The sequence below is a fragment of the uncultured Albimonas sp. genome (assembly GCF_963977235.1).
In the GTDB taxonomy this organism is placed as follows: Bacteria; Pseudomonadota; Alphaproteobacteria; order Rhodobacterales; family Rhodobacteraceae; genus Albimonas.
Window position 1 is genome coordinate 47,317 of sequence record NZ_CAXBOD010000006.1, and the last position, 12,949, is coordinate 60,265.

Sequence of the window (12,949 nt, forward strand, 5' to 3'; positions counted from 1 at the left end):
TCTCAGGCGAGGGTCGAAGGGTGCGGCGCGCCGCAGCGGGCCGAGGGGCGCGGCGCGCCCAGGTGCAGGTCGTCGGCGTCGCGCGCAGGCCGGCGGCCGATCCAGGCGGTCATGCCCAGGCGAACGCCCCCGCCCAGCGCGGGGGGCGGGACCGCCTCTCGCCGCAGCGTCAGGTTGAGGTCCCAGTCCAGCGCCTCGCCCGCGAAGGCGCGCACGAGGGCGGCGAGGCGCCGAAGGCTCTCGCCCCCCGGCAGCAGCCGCTCGTAGTCGGGCAGCGACAGGGGGCCGATGCGGATCCGGAACCTGGCCTCGCGCGACCAGACCTTGGCCCCGAGGTTCGCGTCCCGCCCCAGCGCCGCGCTCCCCAGACGGCCGCGGTCGTGGGGCTCGAGGTGCAGCCAGTCGCCGACAAAACTCTCGATCTCGACGGGCGCCTCGAAGAACCGCGAGAGGATCGCGCTCAGCCCGCTTTCCGAGCGCGGCGCCGCGGCCAGCAGCCCCGCCAAATGCCGCCGCGCGAGATCGGGCATCGCGTCGCGATCCACGAAGCCCTCGCCCAGATGCCCCGACAGCGCCGCCACCTTGTCCCCGAACGGATCGTCGTCGGCCCGGTCGAACGAGGGCGCGGGCTGCCCCGAGGCCCAGGCCCGGTAGAGCAGCGACAGCATCCGGTGGTGGAACACGTCGGCAAAGGCCGTGAAGGTCGGATCGCGGTGATTGCGCAGCCGGTCGCGGGCATGTTCGGTCAGGTGCAGGGGCAGCGGACCGTTGGGCCCGAACAGGCCGAAGAACCGCTGGGTCAGCCGGTCGGGCGCCTCGCCCTCCCCCGCCTCGAACCCCGCGACGGTCGAGGGCGGGAAGGCCAGCTCCGCCTCCTGCCCCAGCCGCACCGGATCCTGCGCGGGCCGGGTCGAGCGCCCCAGCCGCGGCCGCTCGGGATGCGCCGCCTCGATCAGGCGCAGGGCCTGGTAGACGTGATGGGCCTGGGGGTCGTCCGACAGCGCGGTCAGGCGCGTCAGATCAGGACCCGGCGGCCGCTTCTGGGCTTCCATCGGGCGATCTCCCCGCGTTGCTGGGACTGGACGACGGTCTCGGTGAAACTGTTCAGCGTCACGTACCTGGCGAAGAACGCCTCGAGGACCGCGCCCAGCAGGCAGCACCCGGCGCCCTCGAAGAAGCTCTCGTCGAACCCGACCCGGATCTCGAGGCCCCGCACCGCGGTCGAGAGCCCGTCCTCGGCCATCCGCCGCACGATGGGCCGCGAGGAGACGCTGCGCAGCCCTTCGAGCTGCTTGGCCGTCGCCTGCCCGCCGATGGACCCGTAAAGCCCCAGCAGCTCGCGCAGCGCCGCCGCCCCTTCCCCCCGGTCGCCATCGGCGATCGAGAGGTAGTTGAGGCTCAGGTGGCTGACGAGCTGCCAGGCCTGCCGCCCCTGGGCGAGGCTGGGATGCGGGCGCGTGGGCGGCACGATGGCGCGGATCGCGGCGATCGGCCCGCCGTCGGGGGGGAAGAAATCGGTCTCCCCCGCCCCGGTCGCGGTCAGCAGCGGCAGGTCGCGGTTGGTGCACAGCGCGGTCACCGCGAGCTGCTTCACGTCCCCCCGCCACGGCGCCTGCGCGCGATCCGACAGGCTCAGCGACAGGTCCGAGCCGAGGTAGGAGGTCCGCACCCCCTTCAGCCGCTGCGCCTCCGAGCGCTGCCGCAACCGCCGGCGCACCGCGTAGTAGGCCTGATGCGCGGCGCCCGCTGGGGTGAAGTCGTCGGCGCTGTAGAACGGGCGGAAGGTCACGTCGTCGTCGCCGTCCCCGGCGATCCCGGTGACGCTCTGCAGACGATAGATCTCGTAGTCGAGCGGCGCGGTGCGGTCGACCACGAGCGCATGCTCGACCTCGGTCGCGGCGACGTGGACCCGGTCGCAGCGCTTCTCGAAGAGGTTGATCGCGGGGGCCGCGTGCAGCTCGAAGCTCTCGGCGCTCAGGCTTTTCAGCGCCGGCGCGCCCTCCCCCAGCAGGATGTAGAGGTCGACCTCCCCCCCCTCCGCCCGCCGGATCGCGGGCGCAAGGCCCCCCAGCTCCACGAAGAAGAACCGCTGCGGCATGGCGAAGTATTCCTGCAGCAGACGGTAGCCCTCGAAGCTCTGCCCCGGGGTGGGCAGCAGCGCCTCCTGCGGGTCGAAGCCCCGCGGGCGGATCGCGCAGCCCAGCGGCTCGGCCCAGTCCGCCCGCCGGTCGGTGGACCGCCCCGCCAGCCCCACGCCGCGGGCCGCCAGCGCTTCATAGAGCCGCCAGGCCTCGGTCGCGGCGCCGGAGAGGTAAAGCGTCAGCGTGTCGAGCGGCAGCTCCGCGATCGGCGCCCCGTCGGTGCGGCGCAGGCGCAGGCGCACCGCGGCCCGCGCGTCCGCATGCCAGGCGACCCCGGCCGCCGCCAGCTCCGCGCGGCCCTCGACATACTCCGCCTCCGCCACCTCCAGCGGCCACAGCGTCACGTCCTGCGAGGTGGTGAAGCGGCAGGCCGTCTGCTCCCCCTCCAGCACATGCCCGCGCAGGGTCGCGCCGCGAGGCACGAGATAGCCGGCCTCGAGCCCCCCCTGCGCCGGATCGGGCACGAAGCGCGCCACGGTCATCGAGGGGATCGGCGCCAGGAAATGCGGGTAGACGATCTCGAGCAGGTTCTGGGTGAACTGGGGGAACTGCAGGTCCAGCTCCAGCTGCACCCGGGCCGAGAGGAAGGCGAACCCCTCGAGCAGGCGCTCCACGTAGGGGTCGAGCACCTCCATCGGCAGGATGCCCAGACGCGAGGCGATCTTGGGATAGGCCTCGGCGAACTCGGCCCCCATCTCGCGGATGAAGCCCAGCTCGCTCTCGTAGTGTTTCAGCAGCCGCGTATCCATCGTCCTACCCCTGCCGGCTGATCTTGAGATGCCCGGTGGTCACGTCGAGCGCGGTGCGCAGGTAGAGGTCGATGGGCACCGGTTCGGCCCAGAGCTCGCCGCGGATGTCGAACGAGATCACGGCGCCGGCGCCGACCTTCTCCTGGCGCAGGATCACGTCCAGCGTCTCGGGCAGGATCCGCGGCTCGAACGTCTCGATGGCCCGGCGGATCGAGCGCTGGATCTCCAGCGCCCGCCCCACCGTGGCGGTGGCGCCCGACAGCTCCCGGATGCCGTAGTTCAGGGTCGAGGCGGCGGCGTGGGGCGCGGCCTCGAAATCGTGCTCGCCCTCGGCGTTGGAGGTGTTGAGCAGCCACTCGAGGTCGCGCAGGATGATCTCGCGCAGGCGGGTCAGATCGATGACCCGGCGCCCGGCGCTCTCCTTGCGCTCGCCCGGCGCATCGTCGGTCAGGCGATCGAGCAGCGAGGGCTGCAGCCGCTCCATCAGCATCCGGTCAGCCATGGGCGAGGGCCTCCCGCGCGTCCAGCGACAGCGCGCGCAGGTCCATCAGCGCGACCTCGGCCGCGTCGGTCACCAGGATCCGCTGCCCGGGCCCCGCGACCACCCGCTCCCCCTGCATCCGCCAGCCGGTGGCGGCGGCGAGCAGGTGTTCGGGCGCGGGCGCGGCCTCGCCAAGGTCAAGGGCGGGGGCGGGGGCGTAGCGGGTGGGGATCAGGCCTACGCTCTCGCCGCCCTCGGCCCAGGTCAGGGTCGCGGGCGTCCAGACCCGGTCGCGCAGGTCGGCGGGCGGCGCGATGCGCAGGGCGCCGATGGCGGCGAAGGGCGCCCACAGGTAACGGCCGTCCACGACGACCTCCAGCACCGGGCCGAGGCGCGGGTCGGCGTCGGCGATCCAGGCCAGCGGCGCGCCGTCGAGCTGGCCGGGCGAGACCGGGGCGGCGGCGAAGGCGCGGGCGCGCAGGGCGTCGGCCGCGGCCGGGTCGCCGGCGGCCTCGAGCGCCAGCGCCTCGACCAGCCATTCGAGCCAGGGCGGCGGCTCGCCCCGGGTCGCGGGGGTTTTGGCGCCGGCGAAGACCGCCTCGCGCCACAGCTCGCAGGCGATGGCCTCGCGGTAGGCGCGGGCCATGGTCTCGGCCTGCGGATCCAGCGTGGCGCAGGTCTTGAGCTGGACAAGCGCGCGCCGCCACTCGCGGCGCAGGCACAGAAGCTGGAACAGGAACACGCGCAGACGGGCGTCGCGGGGCGCCTTGCGCACGGCCTCGCTCAGCGCGGCCAGCGCGCCGTCGAGATCGCCGTCCGCCAGACGGTCTTCGGCCGGGGTCGCCATGGAGCGCACTCCTGTCGGGGAGGGAAAGGGGGACCGGGCGCGGGATCCGGTAATCAGAACCGGCCGCGCCCGGCCGGGGGGCTCAGATGTCGTAGACGGCCGCGTTCTTCACCCGGCTCCACTTCACCTCGCCCTGGCCGCCCTGGGCCTTCTTCATCTTGCCGTCGGCGCCCTGGCGGAAGTATTCGATCTTCATCGCGCCGTACTGGAAGATCAGGTCTTCCTCGCAGACGTCGTCGCCGTCGGCGCCCGACCAGCCCATGTCCTGGACCATCACCAGCTTGAAGTGGAACTTCATGAAGGTGGCCCCCGAGGCGCCCGCGGCCCCGCCCGAGCGGCGCAGCTCGATGATGCCCTCGGTCAGGTGCTTGCCCTCGCACAGCGCGTGGAACAGGCCGCAGGACGCGGTGTCGGTCTTCTTCTTGATGGTGAATTCCTTGAACGTCGCCTTGCCCGCGGCGCCGCCCTCGGTGTCCGAGCCGATGTCGATCTTGTTCTCGGCCCCGAACTCGAAGGACTTGATGGCGAAGGCGTTCTTGGCCTTCATCGCCTGGTCCTGGACTTCGCCCACGATGCTGGCCTGCATCGGGAAATACATGAATGCGTCGAACGCCATGGGAGGGCTCCTTTCAAGAGGGACGTTTCAGGGGGGGACGCGAGGGCGAGGTCGCCGCTCCCGCGCAGACCTCAGCCCGCGCTGCGCTGCGAGGGCAGCTTGGAGACCAGACGCAGGGACACCGAGAGCCCCTCGAGCTGGTAGTGCGGGCGCAGGAAGAACTTCGAGGCGTAGTAGCCGGGGTTGCCCTCGACCTCCTCGACCACGACCTCGGCCGCGGCGAGCGGCTGGGCCGCCTTCACCTCCTCGGGCGAGGTCTCGGCGTTGAAGTCGACGTAGTTGTTGATCCAGTCCTGCAGCCAGTCCTGCATGTCCTGGCGCTCCTTGAACGAACCAACCTTGTCGCGCACGATGCACTTGAGGTAGTGGGCGAAACGGCAGGTCGCGAACAGGTACGGCAGACGGGCGGCGAGATTAGCGTTCGCCGTCGCGTCGGGGTCGTCATACTCGGCCGGCTTCTGCAGCGACTGCGCGCCGATGAAGGCCGCGAGGTCCGAGTTCTTGCGATGCACCAGCGGCATCAGCCCGTTGCGCGCCAGCTCCGCCTCGCGCCGGTCCGAGATCGCGATCTCGGTCGGGCACTTCATGTCCACCCCGCCGTCGTCGGTGGGGAAGGTGTGGGTGGGCAGCCCGTCGACCGCGCCGCCCGACTCCACGCCCCGGATCCGCGTGCACCAGCCGTATTCCTTGAAACTGCGGGTGACGTTGCGGGCCATGCCGTAGGCGGCGTTGATCCAGCAGTATTTCTCCGATCCCGCGCCGGCCACGTCCTCCTCGAAGGCGAAGGCGTCCACCGGCTCGGTCTTCTCGCCATAGGGCAGCCGACCCAGGAAGCGGGGCATCGCGAGCCCAAGATAGCGCGCGTCCTCGCTCTCGCGCAGCGAGCGCCAGGCGGCGTATTCGGGGGTCTGGAAGATCTTGGTCAGGTCGCGCGGATTGGCGAGCTCGGACCAGCTCTCCATCTGCATCAGCGAGGGATCGGCCCCGGTCAGGAACGGCGCGTGGGCGGCGGCGGCGATCTTGGACATCTCGCCCAAGGTTTCGACGTCGCGCGGGCTGTGGTCGAAGTGGTAGTCGCCCACCAGGCAGCCATAGGGCTCCCCGCCGAACTGGCCGTATTCCTCTTCATAGAGCTTCTTGAAGATCGGCGACTGGTCCCAGGCCGCCCCCTTGAACTTCTTGAGCGTCTTCGAGAGGTCCTTCTTGGACATGTTCAGGACGCGGATCTTGAGCTTCTCGTCGGTCTCGGTGTTGGTCACCAGGAAGTGGAGGCCGCGCCAGGCGCTCTCCAGCGTCTGGAAGTCGGGGTGGTGGATGACCACGTTCACCTGCTCGGTGATCTTGCGGTCGATCTCGGCGATGATCCCCTCGATCGAGCGCAGCGCGTCGTCGGAGATCAGCGCCTGGTTGGCCAGCGCCTGCTGGGCGAGCGTGCGCACCGCCTCCTCGACGGCCGAGCGGGCCTGCTCGGACTGGGGCCGGAACTCCTTGCGGAGCAGGGAGGCGAACTCGGACGAGCCGAAGATCGTGGCGGCCTCTTTCTCTGCGGCCTGGCTCTGCATCTCGGTCATGGCCTATTCCTCGGTCTGCGTCTGGGTCGCGGTCGGGGTCTGGGAAGGGGCGGCCGCCAGGGCGTCCAGCAGCGAGGGATCGTTGATGATCTTCGCCACCAGGCCCTCGGCGCCTGCCTTTCCGTCCATGTAAGTGGCCAGGTTCGCGAGCTGGGTTCGCGCCTCGAGCAGTTTTTTCAGCGGCTCGACCTGGCCCGCCACGGCGGCGGGCGAGAACGCCTCCATGCTCTGGAAGGTCAGGTCGACCGAGAGGTTGCCCTCGCCGGTCAGGGTGTTGGGCACGCTGAAGGCGGCGCGGGGTTTCATCGACTTCATGCGGTCGTCGAAGTTGTCGATGTCGATTTCCAGGAACTTGCGGTCGGCGACGGCGGGCTGAGGCTCGGCCGACTTGCCCGCCAGGTCCGCCATCACCCCCATCACGAAGGGCAGCTGCACGGACTTCTGGGCGCCGTAGAGCTCGACGTCGTATTCGATCTGCACCCGGGGGACGCGGTTGCGGGCGATGAACTTCTGACTGCTGGCCATGGGGCGGCTCCTTGCGGTATGGGGGCGAGTTGACAGCTGCCAACTTCGTTTCCGGTTGAAAGGATCGCGCCCGGCGGACCGGGCGCGGGGGGCTCAGTCCATCTCCATCTCCGCGTCGTCGGCGCCGTGGAGCTGCGCCTCCGAGAGGCCGCCGACGAGGGAGACGTTCTCCAGCCCCAGCGGGGCGATGTCGCGGATCACGGTGAGGAAGTCGGCCGAGACCAGCCGCCGGGCCCGGTTGAGCAGCAGGGGCAGCGGGCTCGAGGGTTCCTGGCGGGCGTAGTAGTCGAGGATCCGGTCGAGCGCGGCGACCACGTCCCCGGGGGTCTCGACGGCGCCGGGGCGCGCGGGCGGGGGCGCGAGGGCGGTCGACGCGGGCGCCACTGCCGGGTCGGGGGCGTGTGTGGCGGCGGGGGCCGCGTCGTCCTGGGACGCCTCGCCCGCGGGCGAGCGCCGCGGGATCCGGCGGGCGATGTCGTGGGCGAGCTTCTGCAGGGGCGCGAGGTCGGGGCCGAGCGCGCCCAGCCGCTCGTCGAAGATCGCGGCGATGCGCCTGACGTGGACGAGGATCGCGTCGGCCGCCCTGGCGATCTCGGCCAGGGCCGGATCGGGGGTGTCCTGGAAGGCCGCGGCGATGGCCTGGGGATCGGGGACCGGCTCGTCGTCGGCCGCGGGGATCTCGCCGTCCGCGAGCAGGATGTCGCGCAGCGAGACCCGCCCGAAGCTGCGGCTGTCGGTCAGGGGCGCCTGGCGCAGGGCGCGCAGCACCGTGTCCCGGTCGGTCAGGCCGAGCACCGCGTTGACCCGCATGGTGGGGTCGTCGTCGTCGTCGGGGTCGAGCTGGGGGTGAACGCTGTCCCAGTAGAGATCCAGCGCCCCCTCGACATAGGCGAGCGTTCGGGCGAAGGCCGGCAGGCCCTCGGTGCGCAGGCCGGCCTCGGCGAGGCGCACGGCCACGCGCAGGTCGCGGGTGCGGCCCAGCAGGTCCAGCGCCTGGCGCGCCACCTCCTCGTAGTCGGGATCCTCTGCGGCAAGGACCGAGTCGCCGATCACCCGCTCGGCCACCGGCTGGGCGGCGAGCTCGAGCTCGGTCCAGGCGGCGTCGTATTCCAGGTTCTCGCCGCTGGGGGCGTCGTCGCCGAAGCTTTGCAGCAGGGGGTCGAGGTCGAACATGGCGGGCTCCGTCTCGGGCGAAGTCAGGGGGCGGCGTCGCGCAGGAAGCGGGCGCGGCCGGCGGGGTCGGGGATGGTCTCGGAGAGCGCCGCGACGAGGGCCTCGCGCGAGGCGGCGCGGGCCGCCTTGCGCTTGACCATCACCAGCGCGATCGGGCCGACATGGGGTTTGAGGAGGGTCGCCAGACGCTCCAGCTCGGCCGGCGGCAGGGCGGTCGCGGCGGCGGCGGGACCCGGCGGGGGCGCGACCGCGTCGGCCAGCAGGCGCAGCATCGAGTCGCGCATCGACTGCGCCTCGCCCGCCGCGGAGAGTTCGGAGAGGACGGCGGCGATCATCTGCTCGGCGTCTGCGGCGCCCGCGGCGGCGCGGCGGGCGACGATGCGGCCCATCGGACCCATCCGCGCCACCAGCTGCCGCTCGACCTCGAGCATGGTGTGGGACGAAAGGCGGCCCAGCATCGTGCCCTCGGTCGTGCGCGCCGCGCGGCGGGGGGCGAAGCTGTCCGAAAGGCCCGCGCCGTCGGCGGCGGGCAGCGCCTCGGCCAGCGCCCGGGCGAGCGCTCCGGCGTCGGGAAAGCGGTCGTCGGGGTCGACGCTCATCGCCTTGAGGATGGCGCGGTCCAGCGCCTCGGCGCCCGCGGGGGCGGGATCGAGGAAGCTGGAGGGGGGGGCCACGTCGCCCTGGCGGACGGCGGCGAACAGGGCCTCGACGCCCCCGCCCTGGAAGGGCTTGCGGCCTGCGGCCAGTTCGTAGGCCAGGATCCCGCAGGCGTAGATGTCGGCGCGCGCGTCGACCTCGCCGCCCGCGAACTGCTCGGGCGCCATGTAGGAGGGGGTGCCCACCATCCCCGCCCCGGTCGCCTCCATCGCGGTCAGGCGGGCGATGCCGAAGTCGGTCAGCTTCACGCCCCCGCCTTCGGTCAGCATCACGTTGGCGGGCTTGAGGTCGCGGTGCACGATCCCGGCCCGGTGGATGCAGTCTAGCCCGGCCAGCACCTGGCGCAGGATCGCGTGGATCTCGGCCAGGGCCAGCGGCGGGCGGGCCGCCATCCGGTCCTCGAGCGTGGTCGAGCGGACCTTCTCCATCACCAGGTAGGGGATCCGCCCCTCCTGCAGGAACTCGAACACCGTCACCAGGTTGGGGTGCAGGGCGCGGCCGGCGGCGCGGGCCTCGCGGGCGAAGCGGGTCAGCCACTCCTGCCCGCCGGCGGCCTCGATCAGGTGCGGGTGGACGGTCTTGATCGCGACCGGGCGCTCGATGTCGGGGTCGTGGCCGTCGTAGACCACGCCCATCGCGCCCTCGCCCAGCACGCCGTCCACCCGGTACTTGCCGATGAATCGCCGGCCGCCGGGAACGATGACCGTGGCGTCAGTCATCGATCATCCTCATCGCGCTTTCGAGCGAGCGCCGCATGCGGTTGAACGAGGCCGAGAGCGAGCTGATCTCGTCGCGGCCGGGCTTGGCGTATTCGGGCGTGTCGAAGTCGCCCATCGAGACCTTCTCGGCCACGTCCGACATCCGTCGCACCGGGAACACGACGATGCGCGTCAGCAGCACGTTGGTCACGATCAGCACCAGCAGGAACGCCGCCGAGACCGCGGCGATGACCATGCCCACCGTCTCGCGGGCGCGGGTCTCGACCAGGGACATGGGGGCGGAGATGATCTGGGCGCCGATGGTCTCGCCGAGCTGCCAGCCGAAGCCGTTGTCGGGGCCGTAGAGGTCGACCATCGCCGGCGGCGCCGCCTCGGGGGTCGAGTGGCAGTTCAGGCAGCCGGGGTTTCCGACCTTCAGCGGGAAGGCGATGGTGAAATAGCGGCCGTCCTCCTTCTCGAGCACCGTCTCGATCTGGGAGAGGCCGTCCTCGGCGCGGAAGCGCTCGATCAGGGTGGTCTCGAAGGCGTCGGCGAAGTCGGCGGGATTGGTCGGGTTCAGCGCGGCTTCCTTGTAGGCGTAGTCGGGGAAGTCCTTGCGGAAGGTCGAGAACACGCTCTGCGCCGCGTAGGCGGTGACCGACTGGGGAAGAAACAGGATGTCGTTGTCTTCTGAGAGCAGGGGGGCGATGCTGTTGACCGTGTAGGCGCGGACCGCGAGCGCGTTGGCGCGAAGTAGAAGGATCTGTTGAACCAGCTCCTCCTTGGCCGATTTCTGAACAACCCAGTAAGACAGACCCGCCGCCGCGCCAATTCCGAGGGCGCAGGCCAGCGTTATTACAAGGTTGAACTTGAAACGGAGCCGCATTTCACTTATACCCCTCTCAGCCGGTGGGACGATCGCTGACCTGAACCTCACGACTCCACCGCTTGGCTGCCGCGGGCGTCGCTCTCTTGTGTCCCGGCTGGGGCCGGAAAGGTTCGGCCGCCCGGCGGCCAGGCTGAAAAAGGAGCTGACGATGTTCAGACGGGCCTTGTTCTCGCTGGTGGGGGCGGCGCTGTGCGCCCTGCCCGCGCTGGCGCAATCCGACCGCGTGGTGGCGCTGGTCGTCTCGGTGGGAGAGGGCGGCGCGCGCGCCGACGCGATCCAGGCGCAACTGCAGGTGATCGGGGCCGAGACGCTGCGCGCGGCCGACCCCAACAACGCCGAGCTGCGCTCGATCCTCAAGCGCTTCACCGGCGAGGCGGCCGACAGCCGCGCGGCCTTCGTCTATCTCGACGCCCCCGCGGTGACCTTCGAGGGGCGGGAGTTCGTGACCCCCGCCGGGGCCGCGCTGAACCGGGCGACGGACCTGTTCACCCAGGCGATCCCGCTGCAGGCCTTTGCGCGGGCCGCCGCCCAGGCCGAGCAGGGGGGCGCGGTGGTGGCCGCGATCGGGCGCGCGCCGGCCGACCTGCCCGCCGGCCTCTCGCCGCTCGAGACCGCGCCCGAGCCTGCGGCGGGCTCGAGCCCGGTGCTGGTGGCGCCCTACGGGCGCTCGGACGCGGTGGTGCAGGTGATCGCGGCGGTGACCCGCGACGAGGTGATCGAGGTCGGCGCGATGCTGCGCCGGATGCAGGCGGGCGAGGGGGTGAGCCTGTCGGCCTCGCCCGCCACGCCGATCTATCTGCGCAGCCCGGCGGTCGAGGAGACCCCGGTCGCCCTGCAGATCGCCGCGCCCGAAGCCGGCGCCGACGCCCCGCCCGAGACGCTGGAGGAGCTGGAGCTGCTGGAGCAGTCGCTCTCCCGCGCCGCCAAGCGCGCCATCCAGCGGGAGCTGCGCGACGCGGGCCACTACCTGGGGCTGGTCGACGGGATCTTCGGGCCGCAGACCCGCGGCGCGATCTCGGCCTTCCAGGAGGCGCGGACCGACGAGGCGACCGGCGTCCTCACCCGCCGCCAGATGCTGGACCTGCGCGCCGGCGGCTGAGCCCGATCCCCCCGGCCCGCCCTTCGCGTCGGGCCGGGGGAGGCTCCTCCACGCACACCCACCCGTCGGGCGTCCGGCGCGCGTCGCTGGCCACGGGTCCGCCCTCTGTTCGCCCGGCGCGACGCTGGCGGCCGAGGCCCCGGGTCAAGCCCGGGGCGCGCCGTCGGGCCCGAGGCCGGCGGCGGCTCGCCATGAAGACCGGCCGCGCCCGGTGGGGGCGCGGCCGTCATGGGTCGGTCGGGGCGGCGCTCAGCCCGAGCAGCTCTCGTGGCGCGCGTTCACCGCCCGCAGCGCCTCGCAGGCGTCGAGCATCGGGGCGCCGTCGCGGGTCACCACGGCGGCCTCGAGCGCGCGGGAGATCTGCGCCGAGGTCAGCTCGGGCCGCACCGCCAGCAGCAGGGCCGCGACGCCCGCCACATGGGCCGTGGCGACCGAGGAGCCCGAGACGTAGTCGTAGGCCTCGCCGGGCGCCGCGCTGATCACGTCGATCTCGGGCGCCGGCAGGCCGCGGCGACCGTCGGTTCCGCCGGCCGCGATCACGCCGGGCATCGAGGCGGGGAAGGCCGGCTCGGCCTGCTCGCCCCAGGCCGCCACCACCACCGCGCCCTCGGCCAGCGCCGTCTCGATCAGCTCCGCGAGCAGGGGGTCGGGCGGGCCGCCAAGGCTGAGGTTCAGCACCCGGATGCGGTTGAGGATCGCGAAGTTCAGCGCGCGCGCCAGCGAGAAGCTGGAGCACGCGCCGCCTCCGTCCGGGCGCTGCCAGCAGGCGCGCAGGCCCACCAGCTCGACCTGGGGGGCGACGCCGACCATGCCGCGGGCGTTGCCGGCCTCGGCCCCGATCAGCGAGGCGACGGCGGTGCCGTGGGCCTCGGCCGCGACGCCGGGGACGGCCCTCACGAAATCGCGGGCCTCGGCCAGCCGGGCCGAAAGGTCGGAGTGGCTGGCGTCGATGGCCGAGTCCACCACCCCCACCCGCACGCCCGCCCCGGTCGAGCCCTGGTGCGCGCGCGCCGCGTTGAGCTGGGCAAGCGCGGTCTGGGCGGGAAACAGCGGATCGGCGTAGGTCAGCGCCAGCACCTGGAAGGACTGCATGCGCTGCACGGTGCGGATCTGCGCGTCGGCGCGCATCCGGTCGATCAGGTCCTCGAGGTCGGGAACCCCGCTCGCATCGATCACCAGGCAGTGGACCGAGATGGAATTCAGCGGCCATTCGGCGGCCAGACGCACGCCGTAGCGCCGCTCGATCTGCGCCGCGACGGCGGCGAGCGCGACGGGATCGCCCTGCGCCACCGTCAGGATCAGGTGGTCGCGCCGGTCGAGACTGTCGGCGTCGGCCAGCCGCCAGGTCGGCGCGCCGGCGCCGGGCGCGGCCTCCTGCGCCTGGGGGGCGCAGGCCGCGCCCAGCAGCAGCGCCCCGACCAGTCCCAGCGCCCGCACTGCAAGGACCGAGGGGCCCCGCGCGCTCATGACCCGAGCCCCCGCGCGGGGGGGCGCGGGCGGGGC

12 protein-coding genes are annotated in these 12,949 nt (G+C 72.5%); 1 reads left to right on the forward strand and 11 read right to left on the reverse strand.

The window, feature by feature from the left end; all coding sequences use genetic code 11:
* Positions 1 to 2: 2 nt before the first annotated feature.
* The 10 genes from tssG to AAC134_RS06085 form a co-directional block, all read right to left on the reverse strand.
* The gene (gene tssG, locus AAC134_RS06040; RefSeq protein WP_339948163.1) at positions 3 to 1,052 is read right to left on the reverse strand and encodes a type VI secretion system baseplate subunit TssG; all 1,050 of its coding nucleotides are present in this window, start codon (positions 1,050 to 1,052) and stop codon (positions 3 to 5) included.
* Positions 1,016 to 2,890, reverse strand: coding sequence for a type VI secretion system baseplate subunit TssF (gene tssF / locus AAC134_RS06045; protein ID WP_339948164.1), 1,875 nt, complete (start codon positions 2,888 to 2,890; stop codon positions 1,016 to 1,018). The genes tssG and tssF overlap by 37 nt, the downstream gene beginning before the upstream one ends.
* Positions 2,891 to 2,894: 4 nt before the next feature.
* Positions 2,895 to 3,392, reverse strand: a complete 498-nt coding sequence (gene tssE, locus AAC134_RS06050; RefSeq protein WP_339948165.1) for a type VI secretion system baseplate subunit TssE — start codon at positions 3,390 to 3,392, stop codon at positions 2,895 to 2,897.
* Positions 3,385 to 4,218 carry a type VI secretion system accessory protein TagJ gene (locus AAC134_RS06055; RefSeq protein ID WP_339948166.1) on the reverse strand — a complete coding sequence of 278 codons (834 nt, stop codon included), beginning with the start codon at positions 4,216 to 4,218 and terminating at the stop codon, positions 3,385 to 3,387. Before AAC134_RS06055 ends, tssE begins: the two co-directional genes overlap by 8 nt.
* Positions 4,219 to 4,300: 82 nt before the next feature.
* Entirely contained in the window at positions 4,301 to 4,834 is a 534-nt protein-coding gene (locus tag AAC134_RS06060) for a type VI secretion system tube protein Hcp (RefSeq protein ID WP_339948167.1), read from the reverse strand.
* A gap of 71 nt (positions 4,835 to 4,905) precedes the next feature.
* Positions 4,906 to 6,405 (reverse strand): type VI secretion system contractile sheath large subunit, encoded by a 1,500-nt coding sequence (tssC, locus tag AAC134_RS06065; RefSeq protein WP_339948168.1) that lies wholly within the window; start codon positions 6,403 to 6,405, stop codon positions 4,906 to 4,908.
* Positions 6,406 to 6,408: 3 nt separating this feature from the next.
* Positions 6,409 to 6,930 carry a type VI secretion system contractile sheath small subunit gene (gene tssB / locus AAC134_RS06070; protein ID WP_339948169.1) on the reverse strand — a complete coding sequence of 174 codons (522 nt, stop codon included), beginning with the start codon at positions 6,928 to 6,930 and terminating at the stop codon, positions 6,409 to 6,411.
* A gap of 93 nt (positions 6,931 to 7,023) precedes the next feature.
* Positions 7,024 to 8,103, reverse strand: a complete 1,080-nt coding sequence (gene tssA, locus AAC134_RS06075; protein WP_339948170.1) for a type VI secretion system protein TssA — start codon at positions 8,101 to 8,103, stop codon at positions 7,024 to 7,026.
* Between the two features lie 23 nt (positions 8,104 to 8,126).
* Positions 8,127 to 9,479, reverse strand: coding sequence for a serine/threonine-protein kinase (locus AAC134_RS06080; RefSeq protein ID WP_339948171.1), 1,353 nt, complete (start codon positions 9,477 to 9,479; stop codon positions 8,127 to 8,129).
* A complete protein-coding gene (locus tag AAC134_RS06085; RefSeq protein ID WP_339948172.1) occupies positions 9,472 to 10,344 on the reverse strand; it encodes a DUF3365 domain-containing protein in 873 nt (290 codons plus the stop codon). The genes AAC134_RS06080 and AAC134_RS06085 overlap by 8 nt, the downstream gene beginning before the upstream one ends.
* Positions 10,345 to 10,495: 151 nt before the next feature.
* Here AAC134_RS06085 and AAC134_RS06090 point away from each other — a divergent pair, with 151 nt between their 5' ends.
* On the forward strand, positions 10,496 to 11,446 hold the full coding sequence (locus AAC134_RS06090) for a peptidoglycan-binding domain-containing protein (protein WP_339948173.1): 951 nt from the start codon (positions 10,496 to 10,498) through the stop codon (positions 11,444 to 11,446).
* Positions 11,447 to 11,695: 249 nt separating this feature from the next.
* On the opposite strand, the gene AAC134_RS06095 is transcribed toward AAC134_RS06090, so the two are convergent.
* Entirely contained in the window at positions 11,696 to 12,913 is a 1,218-nt protein-coding gene (locus tag AAC134_RS06095; RefSeq protein WP_339948174.1) for a S8 family serine peptidase, read from the reverse strand.
* Positions 12,914 to 12,949 lie beyond the last annotated feature (36 nt).

What these genes read in the sequence shown, in the direction of transcription:
- tssG (WP_339948163.1), bottom strand. Translation starts at nt 1,052, where the DNA reads ATGGAAGCCCAGAAGCGGCCGCCGGGTCCTGATCTGACGCGCCTGACC.
- tssF (WP_339948164.1), bottom strand. Translation starts at nt 2,890, where the DNA reads ATGGATACGCGGCTGCTGAAACACTACGAGAGCGAGCTGGGCTTCATC.
- tssE (WP_339948165.1), bottom strand. Translation starts at nt 3,392, where the DNA reads ATGGCTGACCGGATGCTGATGGAGCGGCTGCAGCCCTCGCTGCTCGAT.
- AAC134_RS06055 (WP_339948166.1), bottom strand. Translation starts at nt 4,218, where the DNA reads ATGGCGACCCCGGCCGAAGACCGTCTGGCGGACGGCGATCTCGACGGC.
- AAC134_RS06060 (WP_339948167.1), bottom strand. Translation starts at nt 4,834, where the DNA reads ATGGCGTTCGACGCATTCATGTATTTCCCGATGCAGGCCAGCATCGTG.
- tssC (WP_339948168.1), bottom strand. Translation starts at nt 6,405, where the DNA reads ATGACCGAGATGCAGAGCCAGGCCGCAGAGAAAGAGGCCGCCACGATC.
- tssB (WP_339948169.1), bottom strand. Translation starts at nt 6,930, where the DNA reads ATGGCCAGCAGTCAGAAGTTCATCGCCCGCAACCGCGTCCCCCGGGTG.
- tssA (WP_339948170.1), bottom strand. Translation starts at nt 8,103, where the DNA reads ATGTTCGACCTCGACCCCCTGCTGCAAAGCTTCGGCGACGACGCCCCC.
- AAC134_RS06080 (WP_339948171.1), bottom strand. Translation starts at nt 9,479, where the DNA reads ATGACTGACGCCACGGTCATCGTTCCCGGCGGCCGGCGATTCATCGGC.
- AAC134_RS06085 (WP_339948172.1), bottom strand. Translation starts at nt 10,344, where the DNA reads ATGCGGCTCCGTTTCAAGTTCAACCTTGTAATAACGCTGGCCTGCGCC.
- AAC134_RS06090 (WP_339948173.1), top strand. Translation starts at nt 10,496, where the DNA reads ATGTTCAGACGGGCCTTGTTCTCGCTGGTGGGGGCGGCGCTGTGCGCC.
- AAC134_RS06095 (WP_339948174.1), bottom strand. Translation starts at nt 12,913, where the DNA reads ATGAGCGCGCGGGGCCCCTCGGTCCTTGCAGTGCGGGCGCTGGGACTG.